We start from the raw sequence: 20,196 nt of genomic DNA, 5'->3' as shown, positions 1-20,196 counted from the left end.
CGTGGCGACCAACAACGCCGGCGGCCTCACCAACCCCGGCAGCCAGAACGGCGGCGGACTGCCGAGCGCGGTCGCCGCCGTCCGCATCGACCGGGACGTCGGACCGGCCTGGGAGACCGAGGCGCTGCCCGAGTGGGTGGTCACCTGGCTCATCCCCATGCTGTCGGCCGGGCAGAAGTGGCCGGAGGCCAGCGAGAGCGGGCTGTCGAAGCTGGCCCAGGCGTACCAGGCGCTCGGCTCGGGAGCCGTCTCCTCCGCGCCGGAGGCCGGAGCCGCCGTGCGCGTGGTCGCGTCCGGCTGGGCCGCGCCCGCCACCGCCGACTTCGTCTCCAGGGCGCAGTTCCTGTACGGCCACGAGGGCGGCCTGACCGGCGTGTCGCAGAACGCGCGGGCGTACACGCAGCAGGCGAGCGACTTCGCCGTCGAGACCCAATACTCCAAGCTCTCCGTCAACGTCGCCTTCTGGGTGACCGTCGTCGCCATCGCCATCGCCCTGTACGCCGCCTTCTTCACCGCCGGGTCCAGCACCGCGCTCATCGGCCCGTACGCGGCGGCGGCCCGCGCCGCCATCAGCCGGATCCTCGTCCGGCTCGCCATGGCGGGCGGCAGGCCGCTCGCCGCCCGGCAGCTCGCCCGGGTGACCGTGCTCAACGGCGCCACCGGACGCGGCCTCATCACCCGGCTGCTCGCCTCCTCGATCGGCCGCGAGCTGATCGAGGAGATCGGCGAGGAGTTCTTCATCGACGCGGCCGCCCAGTACCAGCAGATGAAGATGGGGACGCGGCAGGAGTGGGACTGGAAGAAGTCCCAGGCCGCGATCATCGGAGCGGGCGGTGGCGCGATCATCGGCACCCGGGTGGCCGGGCCGATGTCCCGCGTCACCAGCCGGGTGCCGGGGTTCGCCGGGCGGGCGCTCACCACCGGCCTCACCAACACCATCGCCTCGCCCGCCGGCAGCTTCATCGCCAACGGGCTCGTGTACGACCAGTGGGGGAACCCGTTCACGCCGGACGCGCTGCTGGGGGGCTTCTTCGGCGGTGCCGGGCGCACCGGCACGATCAGCCCGTTCAACCCGGACGTGTACACGGCGCTCGCGCATCCGATCACCTCGCTCGCCTCCGCGTACGACGCCGCCGCCCGCACCGACGCCGCCCGTGCCGGTGGCGCCCCGCCCGGTGACCCGGCCGCCGGGAGCCCGGTCAACGGCGGGCCCAACGGCAGCGGGCCGAGCGGCGGCGACCCGGCCGCCGCCGCCGTCGGCCGCCCTGGGGGCGCGGATCCGGCGCAGGTCCGCAGCACCGTCTCCACGCCCGGCCGCGCCCCGGCGAACCCCGTCGCCACGAACGACCTCACGGGGGACGACGGCGCCCGGCGTACGGCCACCGGCGCTCCGGACGCCGACGCGTCCAGCCACCGCCGCCCCGCCAGGAACGCCTCCCAGCCCGCGAACCCCGACCAGCAGCCCCAGGCGCCCTCCGCCCCGGACGCGGACGGCTCCGAACCCCGGCGCACCGGGCAGCAGGGCCAGCCGGCGAGGCAGGCCGACCACACCTCTGCCTCGCAACCGGCCCCCGACGCCCAGCCGGACGCCACCCCCGCCCAGCCGGACGCGCCCCCTGCCCGGCCTGACGCCACCCCCGCCCAGCCGGAAGCCACAGCGTCGCAGCCGGACTCCGCCACCGCGCCACAGCCGGACGCGACGGCCGCCTCCCAACCGGACGCGGCCACCGCCTCCCAGCCGGACGCCACCTCCGCGCCGCAACCCGACGCGACCGCCGCCTCCCAGCCGGACGCCACCCCCGCCCAGCCGGACGCGCCCCCTGCCCGGCCTGACGCCACCCCCGCCCAGCCGGAGGCCACAGCGCCGCAGCCGGAGGCCGCGCCGCAGCCGGACGCCACCTCCGCGCCGCAACCGGAGGGCGCCGTCCAGCCAGAGGCCGGCACCACACCGCAACCGAACACCGCTGCCGCGCCGCAGCCGGACAACGCCGCCGCCGTCCAGCCGGCGGCGGCCGGGGCGACCACGCGGCTGACCGATGGAGTCGGCCCCGCCGACGCCCCCGTCGCCTCCGTGACGCCGGCCGCGCGGGCCCGTACGGCGCTGATCGGCGCGCTCACCGCCGACTTCCCCGGCGCGGTGCTCGGCCCGACCGGCGACCTGCTCGTCCCCACGGCCGACGGCGTACGGACGATCCCGGTCGCCACCATGAACCGCATCAGGACCGCGCTGAACACCCGCGCCACCCAGGTGGACAGCCTCGCGGACCTGCAGGCCGAGGCGTCCGCCCTGCTCCTGATCTCCCAAGCCGCGGCAGACCAGGAAACGGCCCCCGCACCGGACCCCGGCCCCACACCGGCCCCCGCCACCAGCAAACCGGGCACGGTCACCTCCCGCCCGACCCCCGGCACCCGCTACGTCACCGAAGGCCGCCAGGGCCCCGACCTGACCCTCGACGAGGTGAAGACCGCGGTCGCCGAGCTCATGGCCCGCCACTTCCTGACCCAGGGGGTGCTCAGCCTGACCTGGTCGCAGGACGGCAGCACGCTGGTGGTCGAGACCCGCGAGCACGGCACCCACCACTTCCGCCCGGTCGTGGGCGGCCTGTCGCCCGACCTGATGGGCCAGACCGACCTGGCCCAGGGCGAGAACGTCGCCCAGGGCACCGACCAGAACGCCCCGCACGTGGTCCACTTCAACCCGAGGGTCGCGAACGACCAGCTTTCCCGGGTCTGGCTGCACGAGATCACCGACACCCTCCAGGCGACGCAGGCGGAACAGGGCCGCCGGCGTCGCCGCCGCAAGGCCGAGGTCACCGAGGACCTGTGCGTTCCGGCCCAGCTCAACGAGCTGGCCTTCCTGTCCGAGAAGTGGCACCAGGCGCCGACGGTCCAGGAAAAGCGCCTGCTCGCCGTGGACATCGACGGCCTGTCCCGCCAGCTCGCCCTGCGCGGGCAGACCCTGCCGCCCCCGCCCTGGGCCCCCACCCAGGCCACCCGGGCGCAACACACGCCGCCGTTACCGGGCAAGAACCCGACCATCCAGCAGGTACGCGACATCCTGCAGACGCTCGCCCAGGCCGAGCAGCACCTCCAGCTCCAGATCGCCGCGAAGGAGCAGAGCGCCGAGGAGGCCGGCGAGCAGGCCCGCCAGAAGTCCGAGGAGGCCAAGAAGGCGCTCGAACAGCACGACGAGGCCCGCTTCGAGCGGGCGCGCAAGGCCCTGCAGGAGGTCCTGGTGCACCAGGCCACGCAGGCCCGGCACACGAGGATCGCCGAGGCGTACAGCGCCGCCCTGGAGCAGGCGAAGGAGACGCGGCAGGCGTACGAGCAGGCGCTGCAGGCGATGACGTACGCCGCCAAGGGCCGCCCGACGCCGCCCGGCGACGTCCCCGTCGCCACGGTCGCCCAGTGGGTGACCGCCAAGGCCCTCGGCCTGCACCAGCAGTATCTGGACGCGATGGCCGCCGCCCTGCCGGACCCGGACACCCTGCCCGGCGCGATGCCCACGGGACGGCTCGCCCACCTGTCGGCCCTGACCTCCACGGTGAACGACCTGCTGGCGCGCCACGGGTCGGCCCACCGCTTCACGCCGGACGGGCTGGAGCGCGCGCTGCGCGCCGACTTCCACCAGACCGCCTCCCGCGACGGCGTCGTGCTGCGCGTCGGCCAGGGCGCCAAGGCGGTGGAGGTGCGGGTCCGGCTCACCCTCAGCGACCTGGTCGAGGTGCTGGACCCGGGCGTCAAGGCGTCGGAGATGATGGTCGGCCTGTTCTTCCAGGCCTCCCACATCGTGTCGGCCACGGAGGCGGGCAGCTTCGGGTTCTCACGCGGCTTCAACACGGCGGTCCTGGCGCAGCTCCTGCCGGAGGGCGAAGTGCCGCGGCACTTGATGGAGCTGCTGGGCGTGAGCCTCGGCATGGGGAGCGGACGCAACGCGTCGACGACGGGCGGCGCCGGCGTGTTCGCGCAGGGCGGCTCGGTCGCCGACAACCGGAGCGAGTCGCTGCTGTTCGACGCCGCCGCGCGCTGGACCGTGGACATCCAGACCAGCGAGAGCGGCGGCTACCAGGGGACGACGGTGGTCGACTCGGGCGCGCCGGGCGACGCCTCCGCGCAGCGGCTGTGGGTCTCCCACTCCTACACCGACGCGGCCCCGAGCGACCTGATCTGGATCCCGGACGACCAGCGGGACCCGAGGATGCCGAACCACGTCCTGGTCAGCGCCATGACCGGCATGGACGACGCGCTCACCGACGTCATGAAGGCGGCCGGCGGCGAGTACGCCCAGGTGGGCAGCAGGGCCCACGGCGAGCTGCGTACGTTCATGACCGAGCTGTCCCACCGGCTGCGCACCGCGGCCACGCCGGAGGGGCTGGAGCGGGTCTTCGGCGTCACCGGCGAGCCCGATCTCCGGGTGACCGCGAAGACGGAGGTCATCCTGGTGACCGCCGAGCCGGTGGGCGGGCGCACCTCCGAGGAGTGGGAGGAGGAGGTGCTCGTCGACTTCGTCGCGACGCCCGGTGGCACCTCAGCCGGCAGGTCGCTGGAGTTCAACGCTTCGGCCGGGCTCAACCTCGCCGGTCTCCAGGGGGTCAACGGCCCTGGCGACTACTCGCCGAACATCGGCCCGAGAGCGCGGGGTTCCAGGTCGGCGGGATCTTCGTACTCGGCGACCGCGAACAAGCAGGGTCTCGATGTGGGCGTGCACCGCAAGACCAGCCCGAAGCAGGCCTTTCGCCTGGAGACGCGGACGACGTTCACCGTGGAGCGGATCGGCCGGCGGCCGGTCGAGCTGCCGCCGGTGCACAGCAAGGTCGTGGTCAGCATGCGGGAGTCGGCCGCCTACCGCTATGGCCTGCCCGTGTCCCGGGAGGCGCTGGTGCACCGGGACGGCAAGCCGCTCGTCGGAAGGGACGGCCGCCAGGTGCTGGAGGGCGATCTGCTGCCCGAAGCGCCGCCCGGCCGCCTGGCGGCGGCGCCGTACTGGCTCGGTGACGGCCCCGAGCAGCTGCGTGGCGCCGGCACCGCCCTCGTCCAGGACATCGAAGGGCTGGACGAGGACCGTAAGCAGGTCATGAAGGGACTGGCCGAGCGCGGCCTCATCCCGAAGATCGTGAACGGCGTGCCGCAGTACTCCTCCGATCCCCTCGAACGGGCCAGCCAGATACTCAACCAGCAGGAGGTCCTGGAGCAGCTGTCCGCGCACCGGATCAGGTCGGCGTACGACACGCTGGCCCAGGCCGAGCCGGACGGCAGCGGCGGCCTGGTCGTCGACCTGGTGATGCAGAGCCGCAACAGCGCCCCGGAGCACTACACGCTGGAGATGTCGCTGCGGCAGGACTTCAATGACGTGCGCTACCTCGGCTACACCGTCCACGAGACGAGGGCCGGCCTCGGCATCGGCTCCGACACCTCGGCACGCGGGTTCAGCAGGTCGCGCACGTACGCGGGCGGCGGCTCCGTCTCCGTGGGAGACGGACCGGAGCAGGGCCATGACGGACTGGCGCACGAGATCGGCGTCAACGGCGGCGGCAACGTCACCCGTACGGTGGGCTCCAGCGCCGGCGGCACCACCAACGTGGTGACGCTCCAGGAGACCACCGGTCCGTTGGCGGCCGTCTCGGTGGCGCACGACTCGAAGTACAGGCTGGTGCACAGAGGCAAGGCCGAGACGCTGGCCACGGGCCGGGGACGGGCGAAGCTCCTGTTCGCCGCGGACATGCTCCCGCCGGACACCAGCGCCGGCGCGCCCGCGCCCGTGTCGGTCCCGCTCGGCCCGATGCGGGGCAGGCTGCTCTCGCGGGCCCGGCTGCTCTACATGGACGTGCGGGGGCTGATCCCCGCCGCGCGGCAGGTGGTCCCGGAGGCGATGCGCGGGGACTCGGCGGCCTACCAGCACTTCGCGGCATTCCTGAGCGGGCGCAACCTCGTCGCCCATCCCAAGCTGCTGAACCAGCCGCTCACCACCGATGTCGCGGTCCGCCCTCAGGGGGTGCCGACCCGGTCGGCCCTGTCGGTGTCCGCCGAGACCGGCGAGGCGGAGGTGCTGGCCGTCGTCGACCAGGTGAACGGCAACATCCTGTTCGGGCTGAACAGCGCGGGCGTCTCCTGGGGCGGCTCCTCCGGCGTGAACGTCGGCGCCTCCGTCAGCGGGTCCGACTTCGACGACAGCGGGGCCTCGCGGGACGGCGGCGGGCTCACGCTGCCCTCCCGCTCGGGCGGCACCTCCGAGTCCACCTCGCTCCTCGACATCTGGGGCACCGAGGAGCTGACGATCGAGCACGGCCGCCAGTACATCATTCGCGCCCCCGTGGACCTCACGCTGACCGGGGCGGAGAGCAGGATGAACGCGGTGCCCACGGACAGCCGGATCCCGCTGGGCGAGATCCGCACGGCCAAGGCGCGGGGCAACGGATTGTTCTCGCTCCCCGAGTACGACGCTCTGCTCATGTACGCCGAGCACGACCTCGCACTGTCCGGCCGCCTGGTGGGCGACGCGGTCGAGCGGTTCCTCAACGGCAGCCTCACCCTCGACCCGACCCTCGCCGTGCCCCTGGTGCAGCGCTACCTCCAGGACCTCACCGCGGCGCGGGCGGCGGGCGAGGACGTCCAGTACGCCGCCCGGCACACCCCGGAGGCCCTGCTCGCCAAGATCAGGGAGGTGACGGGGCTCGGGCCGGCGGCGACCACGGCCCAGCAGGGCGGCGTGGACCAGCAGCTCGACGAGGCACTGCGGGATGCCGCAGCCCAGATCGAGAGCTCCAGGGACGTCGTGATCGCCTCGTCGTACGACCGGGCGACGGGCATCGGCACCACCGAGTCACTGGAACTGACGGATGAGCAGGGCGATCCGGTCGACCCGCTGGACGCGGTGCTCGGCACGGTGGACGCCGCCTATCCCGGCATGACGGACACCAGCCCGACGCTGCGCGAGGAGATCAACGTCGACTTCTCTCGGGACGCGCTGCTCATCCAGGTTCCCGACATGTGGTCGCGGACGGGCTACGAGCGGACCTACCACGTACAGGCCGGGGCGCAGGACTCCCGGGCCGAGGAGGTGACGGTCCGGGCGCGGCTGATGTACGACGACGAGGGCGACTCCCGCCAGGGCAGGATGCTCACGCACACCTCCCAGGCCGGCACCATCGTCCAGCACTACCGCTACTTCGACCGGACGAGGTCCGCGTCCTACAACGGCTCCTACTCGGCGGGCGTGGACGTCAGCGCGACGGACAACGGCGAGGGGCAGGGCGTCGGCCTGTCGACGGACCGCAACCGTTCGTACTCGGTCGCGGTGAACCAGCAGGACGTACGGCTCCAGCGGATGAGCCAGTTCGCCGGGCACTACCGGGTGGAGCAGACGCCGAGGCTGGTCATCGAGGTCGAGCGGCGGCAGGTGCGCAAGGGCAGGGTGTCCGAGACCGCGGCCAAGCTCACCCGCAGGGTCCGCTACGCCAAGGCCACCTACCACGCCCGCCTCGTCCGGCGCATCCCGACCGGCTTCGTCGTCAACGCGGCCCGGGACCCGGGCCCGGTCGCCCTCACGATCGACCCGCGCCGGGTCGAGCTGCACCCCGGGCACTTCCCGCAGGGACTCTGGGACGACCCCGGCAGGCCCACTCTCCTGGAGGTCGTCACCGCGCAGTTCACGAAGATGCTGGGCCGCGCCGCCGTCGCCGAGCGCAGGAACGAGCTGGTCAGGCGGCTGTCACCGTCGGGACTGGTGACCGCGTTCGAGCGCATGGCCGGGCCTGAAGGGCACATCGAACGGATCTCGCGGCTGAAGTTCAAGGACCAGGGCGCCCAGGTGCGGATCCAGGCCCGCCTGTCGGACCTCACTGTCGTCGCCGGCCCGTACGAGGGGGAGAAGGGCGAGGTGGACCGCGCGGCCGACGCCACCAACACCACCGTCTCGCGGGGCCGCGTGCTGCCCGTCGGCGTGGCGGGCAACGCCGACCACGCCGACACCGGCCTGAACGGCGGCGTGCGGACGGGCGAGCAGACGTCCGAGAGCGTGTCCGACCACCACGGGGCCCGCCGCGAGCGCAGCAAGTTCGAGAGCGGCCGCCTCTACAACGTGCGGCTCCGGGTGGACTACGACCTCACCTTCGAGTACGTCGCCCGGCTGCGCGGCCAGGACGAGCGGGTCGTCGGCGACCCCATCCACCTGCCGGGCGCCACGAGCGGCGAGGTCGAGGTGACGCTGACGGAGAACGAGCTGGCGGACCTGCGGTCCCGGATGGAGAACGGCGTGCGGCTCACCCCGGCGCCCGTCGCCCCCGACCGGACGGCCGTCTTCGTGTCCACCCGGAACGTGCACGGGCTCGTCCAGATCGTGGAGGCCGCCCGGCTGGCCGCCCGCGAGCGCGGCGAGGCGGTCCGCGTGGCGGTCCGCGAGACGGACGGCGTCCACCGCTACCTGGCCTTCCCCGACGGTTCCCTGCTCAGCCAGACCCCGGACGGCGGGTTCGCGCAGGCGCTCGCCACCGTCCCGCCCCCGGTGCTGACCGCAGCCGACCGGATCGGCCTGAACCTGCGCGAGGTCTTCATGACCTCCGGCGTGCCCGGCACGTTCACCCAGCAGGTCGTGGCCGAGTTGACGGCGCGCGGCACCTTCGTCGTCGACGGCAGGGCGGCGTGGCCCGTCCAGCACGTCAGCGGGCAGGCGGCGGTCGGCGGCAGCGTCGGCCAGGGCATCTCGGCCGGCGTGTCCTCGCCCGCCATCGAGAACACGCCGCTGGCCAGGTCGGGACGCCCCGACGGGGACCCCGACCTGACCCTGGACGAGCTGCGCGCGCAGAACGTCACCGCGGCCGACCTCGGCGGCGCCGTCTCCCGCGTGACCTGGAGCGGGGACGAGACGGTCACCATGCGCTTCGCCGCCGCGCCCGACCAGCACGTCCACGTGGTGGTGGGCGAGCCCGGCGCGGGGCTGAACGCCTCCACCGAGCTGCACGCGGGCACGCCGGACGATCCGCACGTGCTCCGCGTCTGGCCGCGCGTCCACCCGGACGTCGTGTCGTCGGTCCTGGTGCACGACTTGTCGCACATCGCCCAGGAGGTCGCGGCGATCACGGCGGGCGCCCCGCAGGGCGTGGTCAGGCCGTCGCTGTCGCCCGGCCAGGCGGAGGGCACGGACCTCTGCGTGATCCCCCGGCTGGACGAGCACGCCCACCTGTCGAACAAGTGGCGGGCGGCCACCGACCCGGCCCGGCGGGCGCTGCTGGCCGACGCGATCGACGCCGTCGCCACCGACCTCGAACGCCGCGGCCACACCCCGCCACCGCCGCCCTGGGGCACGGGGCCGCGCGTGCCCGTGGCCGACCGGTCGCAGGGGCGGATCGCGCGACTGCTCAACGCCGAGATCACGGCGGGCCTCGACACCTCGGCGGCCGGGCTGTCCCGGCTGGCCGAGATCGCCGGCGTCGCCGCCCTGTCCCCGGTGCCGGGCCGCCCCGGCGAGTTCACCGTCACCACCCGAGGCGGCGCCTTCACCCTGACCCTGGAACCGGCACCCTCGGGAACGACGGACGTGCGTGCCACCGAGGCCACGCCGGGCCGCCTGACCCTCCGCGTCCCGGCGAACCCCGACCACAGGACCACCATGTCCGTGGCCGAACACCTGGCCACCCACACCACCACCACCCAGCCCGCCGCTCCCCAGCCCGCCGCCACGAGCGGGACGGCGGCCACGACGATGGAGGGCCCGGCCGGGGCAGCGACGCTGGCGCGCATCCGGGGCCTCGCGGTCGCGGTGAACCAGGGAGGGAACCGCGACGCGCAAGCGGCGTTGCGGGCCGAGGCGGAGCGGGCGGGACTCGCGCCGGGGCAGCCCGGCGCGGCGGCCGCGCTGCTCGCGCTGGCGCGGACCGGCGAGCTCACCTCCGCCCACGTCGCGGCGATCAGGAACCGCCCGGCGCTGCCGGAGGCCGCCGCCGCCCAGGCTTTCGTACGCGGCGCCGCGCTGATGGGCGCCCGCGTCCACCTGTACGGCCCGGACCTGGCCGACCTCGTGCTGCCCGGCCGCCCGCCGATCCCCGTCGAGATCCGCCCGGACAACGCAGGCACCCCCGATCCGGGCGTACTCACCGTACGGACCGACGCCACCCGCACGATCGGCGCGAACGAGCGCGCCGCCGCCGCGGCCGCCGCCGCCGCGGTCGCCCGCGCCCAGGGCCGGCCGGAAGTCGACCTCGCCGCGCTGGCCGAGGTGCACGAGGCCGTCCGCCAGGTGCGCTCCGCCACCGCCGCACAGCGCCCCGCCCGGCTGGGGGTGCTGCACGATCTGCTCGCCGCCTCGGGCCCCGGCGTGTGGCGGCTGATCGCCGAACCCGTCGCGGCCGAGCTGGGCACCTTGGCGGCGGGCCCCCGTCCGGTGGACCGCCCCGCCCGCTACGCACGGGCCCGCAGGCTGGCGGACACGACCGGCTGGAACCCGCCGCCGGAGTGCATCTGCCCCGACAACGAGCCGTGCCGCTGCGGCCTGCGCCCGAACCTCTGGCAGCGTCCCGACGAGCAGCAGCGACTAGGAGCATGAGCGCCCCCACGGGGTCGGGCATCATGGAAATTCCGCCGAAGAAAGGACGGGTATGGCATTCGCGGTGGCCCGGACGAGGGACGAGGCCCATCTCTACTTCGACCTGCACCCATGCGCCTGCGGGTCGGTCGACACCACCTGGCGCAGCGGCCTGGTGAATGTCGAGGGGACCCTGGCCAACCGCTACACGGGGGTGTGCGAGGTGTGCGGGGCGGCCCGCGAGTACGTGTTCGGGCTGCCGGAACAGCCGGTGATGCCGTCCGGCTACCCGACGTTCGGCGGTCCCGAGCCGTCGGAGCTGCTGGACGCGGGCGAATGGCTGTGGGTCGCCGACCTCACGGCCGGCAACGTCCCCGTCGACGACCGGGACGAGGCGCTGCGCTCGCTGCGCGTCGCGGCGGCGGCCGTCGAGGAGGCCGTCAAGTTCGTGCCGCCGGGCGCGGACGCGGTGCCGGACGACGGGTTCTGGTCCGAGCGCGGGCTGCTGGTGCGGGCGGCCGAGCCGGGCAGGTTCGCGCTCGACCGGCTACTGATCGTCCGCGACACCTACCAGGAACTGGCGGGCCGTTATGCCTGAGCGCGGGCTGGCGCGTTCGCTGGTGGAGGCGTACGTGCACTTCGACCTGCTCCAGCCGCAGGGCTCGGCGGCGGCCGAGGTCACGCACGAGCCGGACGGGCTGATGCTGCGGCTGGGCGCCGCCGAGGTGCTGGTGCCGTACGAGGCGGAGGAGGCGGCCCGCGCGGAGGGGCTGACCTTCGGCGCGGGCCTGTCGGAGCTCGTGGACCCCGGCCAGTGGACGCTGGTCGCGGCCACCTACGCCGACCGCGCGCTGGAGGGCGGGCTGATGTACGCCGCCAGCGTGGCGGCCGGCGAGGACGCCTACACGAAGGTGACCACCAACTGGCGCTTCGCCGCCGACGCCCTGGCCGAGGCCCTGAAATTCTTCCCCGAGGGCGCCGCCGAGCTGCCCCCGGAGGCGTTCTGGACCGAGGAGGGCCAGACCCTGCGGGCCTCGGACCCCGCCCGTCTCACCCGCGAGAAGCTGGAACGCGACCTCACCTTCTACCGCCGCAGCCTGGCCGACTTCCAGCACCTGCGCACCCGCTGATCAGCGCGTCAACAGGCCGTGGGAGAGCTGGTCGGCGGCCCAGTCCTCCCACTGCGGCGTCGTCCAGCCGCATTCGCGCCGCATCACCAGAAACAGGTCCGGCGACAGGATCCCGACGGTGATGTCGGTGGCCCGGCGTTCGGTCAGGCCGGGCCGCAGGGCCCCCAGGCGGGCCAGCATGGCGACGACCGTGCCGTGGGCGGTGTGCCGCTCCCGGCTGTTGGCGGCCCATTGGGCGGCCATGCCGGCGTCACCGGCCGCCGCGTCCCGCACCACCGCCAGGACGGGGGCCACCCGGTCGAGGATGACCCCGCTCGCGTGAACCCATCCCGCTACGACCTTCGCCGGTTCCTCCGTCGCCTGCAAGGCCGCGAACCAGGGCCGTTCCAGGAGCGGGACGGGCTCGTCGTCCCCGGCGGAGGCGACGTCGACCACGTGCTTGAGCAACTCGCTCTTGGTTCCGTAATGGAAGTAGACCGTCTGCACCGAGACCTCGGCCGCGTCGGCGACCAGCTGGAACGTCGTCCCGGCGTAGCCGCGCACGACGAACAGCTCGTGGGCGGCGCTCACGATGCGGTTTCTGGTCTCCGCCGAACGGCGTTTCGGACTCCTGGCCTCTTCCATTTGTTTAGAGTAGCACCTTAAAGTGTGGCCTTAGAGTCTCACTACAAGAGGTGAATCATGGCGCTCTTAGCTGGGTTCCACCACGTCAAGCTGCCGGTCTCCGACGTGCACAAGAGCCTGGAGTGGTACCGCCGCACGCTCGGCCTCAAGGTGGAGATCGAGTTCGTCGAGGACGGCGTGCTGCGCGGCGTCGCGCTGACCGACCCGGGCCGGACACTCATGCTCGCGCTGCGCGAGGAGCCCGATCGGACCGCCGGCTGGTACGGGTTCGACCCGATCGCACTGGCCGTGCCAACCCTGCAAGCCCTCAACACCTGGTCCGACCACCTGGACGCACTCGAGATCAGCCACTCCGGCATCGCCGAAGGCAGCGCGGGATGGCTGATCAGCGGCATCACCGACCCCGACGGCATCGAGATCCGGCTCTACACCCAGCAGAGGCGACCATGAGCGCACTCCACCTCCCCGCCGGCACCGGCGCCACCCATCACTTCCTCGGCACCACGATGACCGTGAAAGCGGGAACGTCGGAGACCGCCGGCGCCCTGACCCTCATCGAACAGGAATGCCCGCCGGACTTCGCCACCCCCTGGCACGTGCACCAGAACGACGACGAGGCGTTCTACGTGCTGTCGGGGACCGTCCAGCTGTACTGCGGCGACCGGACCTGGCAGGCCGGACCCGGCGACTTCGTCCTGCTCCCCCGCCACCTGCCCCACGCCTTCGCCAACCGCCAGGACTCCCCGCTCCGCCTGCTGCAACTGACCTGGCCGGCCGGCTTCGAACACTTCGCGGCCGACATCGCCGACGGTGGCCCCGACCCCGCCCTGCTGGCCGAGGTGGCCGCCCGCCACGGCTACCAGATCCTCGGCCCACCACCGGACGCCATCACGTGAAGCTTCCGCAGAGTTTCCTCTGGCGGCATGTTGTTCAGCTCGCCGCCCGCCGAAAACAGCGCAAGACTAAATTGTCGGCGGCGCTCTCAAGAATGCCTACCGGCACGATCTCGCGCGAAAACACATTGTGCTGAGCGACCAGCACCCGGTCGAGGGAACCCTGCCTCTTCTCGATCAACCGATGAGGTGTTCTATGCCGATCCCCGTGGCCGCAAGGGCGGCGGAGACAGACGTGAGGGCGAGCACGACGAGAGCGCATCCGCTCGACGAGGATGAATTCGAGTTCATTTTGGCAGCGGTCTGGTGGTAGAGCTTCACGGCGGGATCGTTTTCGTCGTCGTAATCCCCGTCGTGGTAGGCGACCATCTTCGCGGCGCACAATGCGCAGAGGCTTCCCTCCGACACCTCTTTGCCGCAACCGTTGCAATGCGCCATGCTCTCAACCTCCGCGGTCCGATTGTCGGAGAGTACCAATCCAGGCGGAACTTTCACAGAGCTAGTCGATATACGTGCTCTGCTTTGTCAATTCGCATCCGGCACCCGTCGAAGGGAAGGACCCCCGCGATGTTCAACCGGCGAGCCCGTTCTCCGTGCCCGGTGCCGGCGGGATCGCCCGGACACCCGTCGTGGCGCTCGCCGACTCCACGAGCTCGGGGCTGCCGAGGGGTCGCGTACTCTGCTCGGCCGCCTTGAGCTCGACCAGTTGGCTCTCCACGACCTTGAGCGTGTGAAACTTGCGCGCGGTCACCATGACCCGCCCCTCCATCGACCCGACCGTGTCGTTGTACGCCTTGACCGACCGGTCGAGGGACCTGCCCAGAGCGTTCAGATGCGAGCCCATGACCGAAAGCCGCTCGTACAGTTCCCGGCCGAGTTCGTACACCTGCTTGAGGTTGTCCTGCAGCGCCGCCTGGGTCCACGCGAACGCCACGGTGCGGAGCAGGGCGATGAGCGAGGTCGGCGTCGCGATCAGGACGTTCTTGGCGATCGCGTACTCGAGCAGGGCCGGCTCCTTCTCCAGCGCCGGCTGGAGGAAGGCGTCACTGGGCACGAAGAGCACGACGAACTCCGGTGATGCGGCGACCTTCCGGAAGTACTCCTTGCCCCCGAGCGCATCCACGTGCTGGCGCAGCTGCCGGGCATGGTCGGCCCAGTGCCTGTCCGTCTCGGTCTCATCGTCGGCCTCGACCGCTGACATGAACGCGGCCATCGGAACCTTGGAGTCCACGACGACGTGCTTGCCACCCGACAGATGGATCAGCATGTCGGGCCGGAGTGAACCCTCGCTGTCGGCGAAGTGGACCTGGGTGTCGAAGTCGCACCGCTCGACCAGGCCCGCCTGCTCCACGGCCCTCTTGAGATGCATCTCGCCCCAGGATCCGCGCACCTGCGGCTTCTTGAGCGCCTCGACGAGCGCCCGGGTCTCCTTCCGGGTCCGCTGGCCTTCCTCGGTCAGGGTGATCAGCTGCTGGCTCAGTGTGGCCTCGGCCGCCACGCGGGTGGTGGAGAACTCCTTGAGCTGCCGGTCCATCTCCGCCAGCTGATCACGGACCGGCTTGCTGGCCGCGCTCAGGGTCGCCTCGGCCTTGGTCACCAGCTCGGCCTGAGACTGCTTCAGCATCTGGTTGGTCGCCGCGCGCAGCGTCTCCTCCAGGAGCCGGTTGTTGTCCGAGCGGGTCTGATCGAGCTCCTGGCGGACAGCCTGCACCGTCGCGGCCTGCTCCAGCAGCGCCTGTTTCTGCATGACCAACTCGGCAAGCTGCGTCTTCAGGTCCTGGATCTCCGAGCGCAGGACCGACTCCCTCGCCCTCAGCTCGGTGATCGAGAGTTCGGTGCCGCGGAGAAGACGACCCGCTTCCGCTCCTCGCGCCTGCTCCGCCTGGAGTTCCGCTCGCAGCCGCTCCGCGTCGGCCGCCTTCCTTTGGAGGCTGCTCCGAGTCGCCTCCACCTCGGCACCGAGCCGGCCGAGTCGCTCGTCCAGTGTCCTGCGCTCGGTCAGGGCGGTGGTGTGTGCCTGGCTCAAATCGGCCAGTTGCCGCTGGGCCCTGTCCCGTTCGGCGCGCAGCGCGGCCGCCTGCTCGGCGGCCTGGGCTCGCTGTTCCTCGGCGAGCTTCAACGCGACGCGCTCGTCCGCCGCGCGGCTACGGGCGATCAGATACGCGATCGTGGCGCTGACCAGCACAAGCACGATCGCCAGTACGACAAGGGAGAAGGGAGTCATCTCAGGCCACCCGCTTCCAGTCCTGGCACCCGTTGGTCTCGAAGAACTCGCCCTTCTTGACGGCGACTCTGGTCTGTCCCTGGACGTTGCCGTTGGCGATGATGGCGGTGAGCTCGCCGGAGGCGTTCTTCAGGCGGGCCCAGTAGCAGTTGGAGCCGTCCGCCCCGGCCGTCTTGTAGGTGCCGGGCTTGATGTCCTCGCCGACGAGATACTGACCGTCACCGGAGAAGGTGGTCTGCGGGCCGTCTTCTTCCTCCGGGTCCACCACGGGCTCAGCGGTGACCGTCTCTGTCGCGGCAGGCACCGACTCGGCCTGCGCGGTCTCGGTCACCGTGACGACGGGGCGCGGGGAGGCCGAGGTCCCGGTGTCGCCACCCGCGCCGATCGCCACGCCGATGGTCAACGAGACGATCGCGGTCAGACCGTGGGCCAGGAAACGCCGGCCCGGCCGGGCCGGGGGCACCACGGGAGCAGCAGGCTGCCAGCCCGGCTGGGCGAAGGACTGCTGGTACGGCGGCTGCGGGTGAGGACCCGTGCCGAGGTTCTGGTTGGTCATGTCGAGTCCTCTCGCGGTCGGACTTCTGAGCCCGAAGGGGTTGACGAGAGAACTGTGGTTCAGGCTCCTTGATGAGCGCTAAATTAATTCCGATAACCCCCCTTATCGACATTTGTTTATTTACGAGCGGTTTTGCACTACCGAGCCTCCGCAGAGTTCGCGGTACGCCTCGCGCAGTTCGGCGGCCTCGGGGGCACGCCTTGCTTCCAGGCCACTGACCACCTCGGCTGCCCGCCAATAGTGGGAGGGTACGAGGAGTCCGCTGGTCATCGCGGCGAGAGTCAGATGTCCCGCCTCGTCGGGCTGGTCGGCGACCAGGAGCGCCAGAGCCAGGTCGAGCCGCGCGGCCACGGCCCTGCGCGGCCGTGGCGGGCCGTCGGTCGCCGACTCCAGCCGGGCGAGCACTCCCCGGGAGTACGGCTCGGCCGATGGATCACCGAGCCAGCACAAAGTGGTCGCGAGGTAGGCGTCGGACTTGGCGGGGTCGTACCGGTAGTGATGTTCGGCCCGGTCGGGGACGTGCAGAGGTTCGACGAGCCGCATCAGCCGGTTCAGCGTCTCGTGGGTCTCCCGGGCCCGGCCGAGGCGTGCCCAGGCCCGGCCCTCCTGGGCGGTCGCCTGGATGTACGCCGAGCTGCCGCCGGGCGCGACTCGTTGCGCCGCCTGGGCGAGGGCCAGGGCTTGCCCGAAGTCGCCGTCGGTGAGGACCTGCCACGCCTCCGTCTCCAGACACCAGGCAGCAATCTCCCGATGCTCTGACTCCTTTGCGAGCTGGGCGGCCGTTCGGAGCCGTGCGGCGGCGGCCGGAAACCGGCGCAGGTCGATGAGGCAGGTCGCGGCGAGGAGCGAGAGCCAGCCGCCGGCCACCAGGAGCCGCCGATGCTCGCTGAGCGTCTTCTTGGAGTCCAGGAGTTGGGAGACGTAGGAGAGGTGACGGCGCACCCGCACCAGCAACTCGCGAGGCGGCATCCTCGGGTAGGCCACCGCTAGGTCATCAACCGCCAGTTCCAGACGTTCGAGGGTTTCCCGTCCGACCTCGGTGGCGGCGACGCGACGTGCCAGGTCCAGAGCGTCCCACTCGTCGTCACCGGCGAACCCGACGCTGCGAGGGTTGTGCTCGAACAGTTCGTCCTCGGCGAGGCCGAGGGCGCGGGCGTACAGGAGGCGGTAGGGGTCGTCGGGCTGGTTGTGTTCGGCCTCGTACGCCTTGATGCGGCGGACGATGCTCTCGCGCGAGGGGAGTCGGGCTCGTACGTCGTCGTCGGCGGCCTCGGCCAGGCGTCGGGCCATCTCTTTCTGACTCCAGAACCGGTTGCGGCGCTCAGCGCGCAGCCGTACGGCCCAGGCGGGGAGTTCTGTGACCACCGCTGACACCTCGCTGTCAGACCAGGGGGACGTGCTGACGACCCTTAGTGTCCCCCAATCACATCTGTGATCAAAGGATTACTTACCGCTGTAATCGGAGGTGACGAGATCGAAACCGGGGTCCGTAGACGCTGGCACCGCCGTACGGACCCCTTGATCAGGATGGTGGTCCTGACCCATGACCCACGATAGGACTGTTGCCGCCCCTCGTCCGGTGTTCGCGGGATGGCGGATCATGCGCGGTGATGCCGGACGGTGGTGGGCGACGCGCGAGCGGGCGTTCCCCCGGGCGGTCGAGGACGCGGGCGCGCACCGTACGGTCGATGCCGACGACCTGGTGAAGTTGTGCCAGGCCATCGCGGAGCAGGAGAGCATCGCCGAGCAGAAGCGCCCTGCGGCGGCGGCCGGCCACGCCCGATGGGCCGCCGTGCCCACCCCAACACAAAAAACCCAGCTCAGCGTACTGAGCTGGGTTTTGGTGCGGTGCGCCGCCAGGGACTCGAACCCCGGACCCGCTGATTAAGAGTCAGCTGCTCTGACCAACTGAGCTAGCGGCGCCTGCGAGAAGGAATATACCGGTCATCCTCATCCTGGTCGAATCGGTCATCTGCGACGCTCTGTTGCTAGAATAAAGTTCGGCCCGCAGACAGGAGCATAGATGTTCGACTCGCCCGCCGACGTGACGGAACGGCTCGCCGCCGTGGACTATCTCTCCGACGACGCCATCTCCACCTCGGTGTTCCTGGCCGCGGCGCTGGGCAAGCCGCTGCTGGTGGAAGGCCCGGCCGGGGTCGGCAAGACGCAGCTCGCCAAGGCGGTCGCCGCGGCGACCGGGTCCGAGCTGATCCGGCTGCAGTGCTACGAGGGCCTGGACGAGGCCCGCGCCCTCTACGAGTGGAACTACAAGAAGCAGCTCCTCCGCATCCAGGCGACCAGCGCCGACGACGACATCTTCACCGAGGAGTTCCTGCTGGAGCGCCCGCTGCTCAAGGCCATCAGGTCCGAGCGGCCCACCGTGCTGCTCATCGACGAGACAGACAAGGCCGACGTCGAGGTGGAGGGCCTGCTGCTGGAGCTGCTGTCGGACTTCCAGGTGACGATCCCCGAGCTCGGCACCGTCGTGGCCCGGAGCCGGCCGTACGTCGTGCTGACCTCCAACGCCACCCGCGAGCTGTCGGAGGCGCTCAAGCGGCGCTGCCTCTACCTGCACATCGAGTACCCGACGCCGGAGCGCGAGCGCGACATCGTGCTCAGCCAGGTGCCGGGCATCCGGGGCGACCTCGCCGAGCAGCTCGCGCGGACCGTCGCGACGCTGCGGGCGCTGGAGCTGAAGAAGGCTCCGTCGGTGGCCGAGACCGTCGACTGGGCCAACACCCTGCGCGCCCTCGGCAGGGACGAGCTGGACGAGGCCACCGTGGCGGGCACCCTGGGCGTGGTGCTCAAGCACGCCGCCGACCACACGCGGGCGGTCAAGGAGCTGGGGCTTCCCGATGCCTGAGACCGGCTCGCTGGTCGACCGGCACGTCGGGTTTGTACGGGCGCTCCGCGAGGCCGGGGTGCCCGTGTCGGTCGCCGAGGGGCTGGACGCCGCCAACGCGCTGCGCGTGGTCGAGCTGGCCGACCGGGAGTCGCTGCGGGCCGCGTACGCGGCGACGCTGGTCAAGAAGCCCGCCTACCGGCCGGGGTTCGACGTGCTGTTCGACCTCTGGTTCCCGGCCACGACGACGGGCATGCGCGCCCCGCGCGAGGAGCCGCTGGACCCGGAGACGGCGACCGTCGAGGAGCTGCGGGCCTACCTCGCGCAGCTGCTGACCGACGGCGGTGAGGCCGAGATGCGGGCGTTCGCGCAGGCGATGGTGAGCCGGTTCGGGCGGCAGCATGCGTCCGGGCCCGGCCGGCAGAACTGGTTCTCCTACAGCGTCCTGCGGGCCCTGTCCCCCGAGACGTTGATGGCCCGCATCCTGCGCGAGGTCCTGGCCGGGCAAGAACGCGGCGGGCTGGCGGAGAAGACCGTGCGGCAGCGGGTCAACTCCGGCATCCGGCGCTTCGAGGAGGAGGTGGCGACCGACGTCCGCCGCCGCATCGCCGAGGACTCCGGCGTGGAGCGCATCGCCCGCTCCGCCGTACGCCCGCCGCTCGACCAGATCGACTTCCTGCGCATCACCAAGGCCGACCTGTCCCGGCTGCGCCGGGAGGTGCACCCGCTGGCGCGGCGGCTGGCGGCGCGGCTGACGATCAAGCACAGGAAGGGCCGGCGCGGGCGGCTCGACTTCCGCCGCACCATGCGGGCCTCGCTGCAGAGCGGCGGCGTCCCGCTGACCACGCACTTCAAGCCGCCCCGGCCGCACAAGCCGGAGCTGGTCATCCTCTGCGACACCAGCGACTCGGTCTCGTCGTTCGCGCACTTCACGCTGCTGCTGACGTACGCGCTGCGTGAGCAGTTCACGAAGGTGCGGGCGTTCGGCTTCGTGGACACCGTGGATGAGATCACCCGGTTCTTCCAGCCCGGCGCCGACGTGGTCGAGGCGATGACCCGGCTCGCGAACGAGGCCGACATGGTCCGCTTCGGCCGCACCAACTACGGCCACAGCCTGGAGACCTTCGCCGAGCGCTACGGCGACGCGATCGGTCCCAAGACCTCGCTGCTGATCCTCGGCGACGCCCGCTCCAACTATCAGCCGCCCGCGCTCGACCTGCTGAAGTCGCTGGCCGGCAAGGCCCGCCACGCCTACTGGCTGAACCCGGAGCCCCGGCCGCAGTGGGACACCGGCGACTCGGTGGCGAGCGACTACGCCACGATCGTCCCGATGCACGAGTGCCGCAACGTCGCCCAGCTCACCGCGTTCATCGAGACCCTGGCCTGAGGGTCCGCGAAGCCGTCGTGCCGC

At 72.0% G+C, this 20,196-nt stretch carries 12 protein-coding genes and 1 tRNA gene; 7 read left to right on the top strand and 6 right to left on the bottom strand.

Going from position 1 to position 20,196, the window contains the following annotated elements; all coding sequences use genetic code 11:
- Position 1 precedes the first annotated feature (1 nt).
- From ABD292_RS08965 to ABD292_RS08955, 3 genes are read left to right on the top strand one after another with little or no spacing between them, the layout of a single operon-like run.
- Entirely contained in the window at positions 2–10,537 is a 10,536-nt protein-coding gene (locus ABD292_RS08965; protein WP_344206594.1) for a WXG100-like domain-containing protein, read from the top strand.
- A 52-nt stretch (positions 10,538–10,589) separates the two neighbouring features.
- Positions 10,590–11,114, top strand: coding sequence for a hypothetical protein (locus tag ABD292_RS08960; protein WP_344206593.1), 525 nt, complete (start codon positions 10,590–10,592; stop codon positions 11,112–11,114).
- Positions 11,107–11,646 (top strand): hypothetical protein, encoded by a 540-nt coding sequence (locus tag ABD292_RS08955; protein ID WP_344206592.1) that lies wholly within the window; start codon positions 11,107–11,109, stop codon positions 11,644–11,646. Before ABD292_RS08960 ends, ABD292_RS08955 begins: the two co-directional genes overlap by 8 nt.
- Here the strand turns inward: ABD292_RS08955 and ABD292_RS08950 are convergent, their stop codons facing one another.
- Positions 11,647–12,216, bottom strand: coding sequence for a TetR/AcrR family transcriptional regulator (locus ABD292_RS08950; RefSeq protein WP_344206591.1), 570 nt, complete (start codon positions 12,214–12,216; stop codon positions 11,647–11,649).
- 111 nt (positions 12,217–12,327) lie between these two features.
- Here ABD292_RS08950 and ABD292_RS08945 point away from each other — a divergent pair, with 111 nt between their 5' ends.
- Together ABD292_RS08945 and ABD292_RS08940 are read left to right on the top strand one after the other, a co-directional pair.
- Entirely contained in the window at positions 12,328–12,720 is a 393-nt protein-coding gene (locus tag ABD292_RS08945) for a VOC family protein (RefSeq protein ID WP_344206590.1), read from the top strand.
- Positions 12,717–13,166, top strand: coding sequence for a cupin domain-containing protein (locus tag ABD292_RS08940; protein WP_344206589.1), 450 nt, complete (start codon positions 12,717–12,719; stop codon positions 13,164–13,166). The genes ABD292_RS08945 and ABD292_RS08940 overlap by 4 nt, the downstream gene beginning before the upstream one ends.
- Positions 13,167–13,340: 174 nt before the next feature.
- Here the strand turns inward: ABD292_RS08940 and ABD292_RS08935 are convergent, their stop codons facing one another.
- From ABD292_RS08935 to ABD292_RS08915, 5 genes are all read right to left on the bottom strand, one after another.
- Positions 13,341–13,601, bottom strand: a complete 261-nt coding sequence (locus ABD292_RS08935; RefSeq protein WP_344206588.1) for a hypothetical protein — start codon at positions 13,599–13,601, stop codon at positions 13,341–13,343.
- A gap of 133 nt (positions 13,602–13,734) precedes the next feature.
- On the bottom strand, positions 13,735–15,354 hold the full coding sequence (locus ABD292_RS08930; RefSeq protein ID WP_344206587.1) for a DNA recombination protein RmuC: 1,620 nt from the start codon (positions 15,352–15,354) through the stop codon (positions 13,735–13,737).
- A gap of 34 nt (positions 15,355–15,388) precedes the next feature.
- Complete coding sequence (locus tag ABD292_RS08925) at positions 15,389–15,943, bottom strand: Rv1352/Rv1906c domain-containing protein (RefSeq protein WP_344206586.1); 555 nt, start codon at positions 15,941–15,943, stop codon at positions 15,389–15,391.
- Positions 15,944–16,063: 120 nt separating this feature from the next.
- Entirely contained in the window at positions 16,064–17,308 is a 1,245-nt protein-coding gene (locus tag ABD292_RS08920; RefSeq protein WP_344206585.1) for an NsdA family TPR-like regulatory protein, read from the bottom strand.
- Positions 17,309–17,792: 484 nt separating this feature from the next.
- Positions 17,793–17,866, bottom strand: a tRNA-Lys gene (locus tag ABD292_RS08915).
- 100 nt (positions 17,867–17,966) lie between these two features.
- On the opposite strand from ABD292_RS08915, the gene ABD292_RS08910 reads away from it, so the two are divergent.
- Positions 17,967–18,806: an AAA family ATPase gene (locus ABD292_RS08910; protein ID WP_344206584.1), complete on the top strand. Its 840-nt coding sequence runs from the start codon at positions 17,967–17,969 to the stop codon at positions 18,804–18,806.
- Positions 18,799–20,172: a vWA domain-containing protein gene (locus tag ABD292_RS08905; RefSeq protein ID WP_344206583.1), complete on the top strand. Its 1,374-nt coding sequence runs from the start codon at positions 18,799–18,801 to the stop codon at positions 20,170–20,172. Before ABD292_RS08910 ends, ABD292_RS08905 begins: the two co-directional genes overlap by 8 nt.
- Positions 20,173–20,196 lie beyond the last annotated feature (24 nt).

The sequence above is a fragment of the Nonomuraea bangladeshensis genome, from assembly GCF_039529455.1.
GTDB classification, from domain to species: domain Bacteria; phylum Actinomycetota; class Actinomycetes; order Streptosporangiales; family Streptosporangiaceae; genus Nonomuraea; species Nonomuraea bangladeshensis.
The sequence above is the reverse complement of the archived record's forward strand: the minus strand, read 5'-3'. Positions and strand labels throughout refer to the sequence as shown.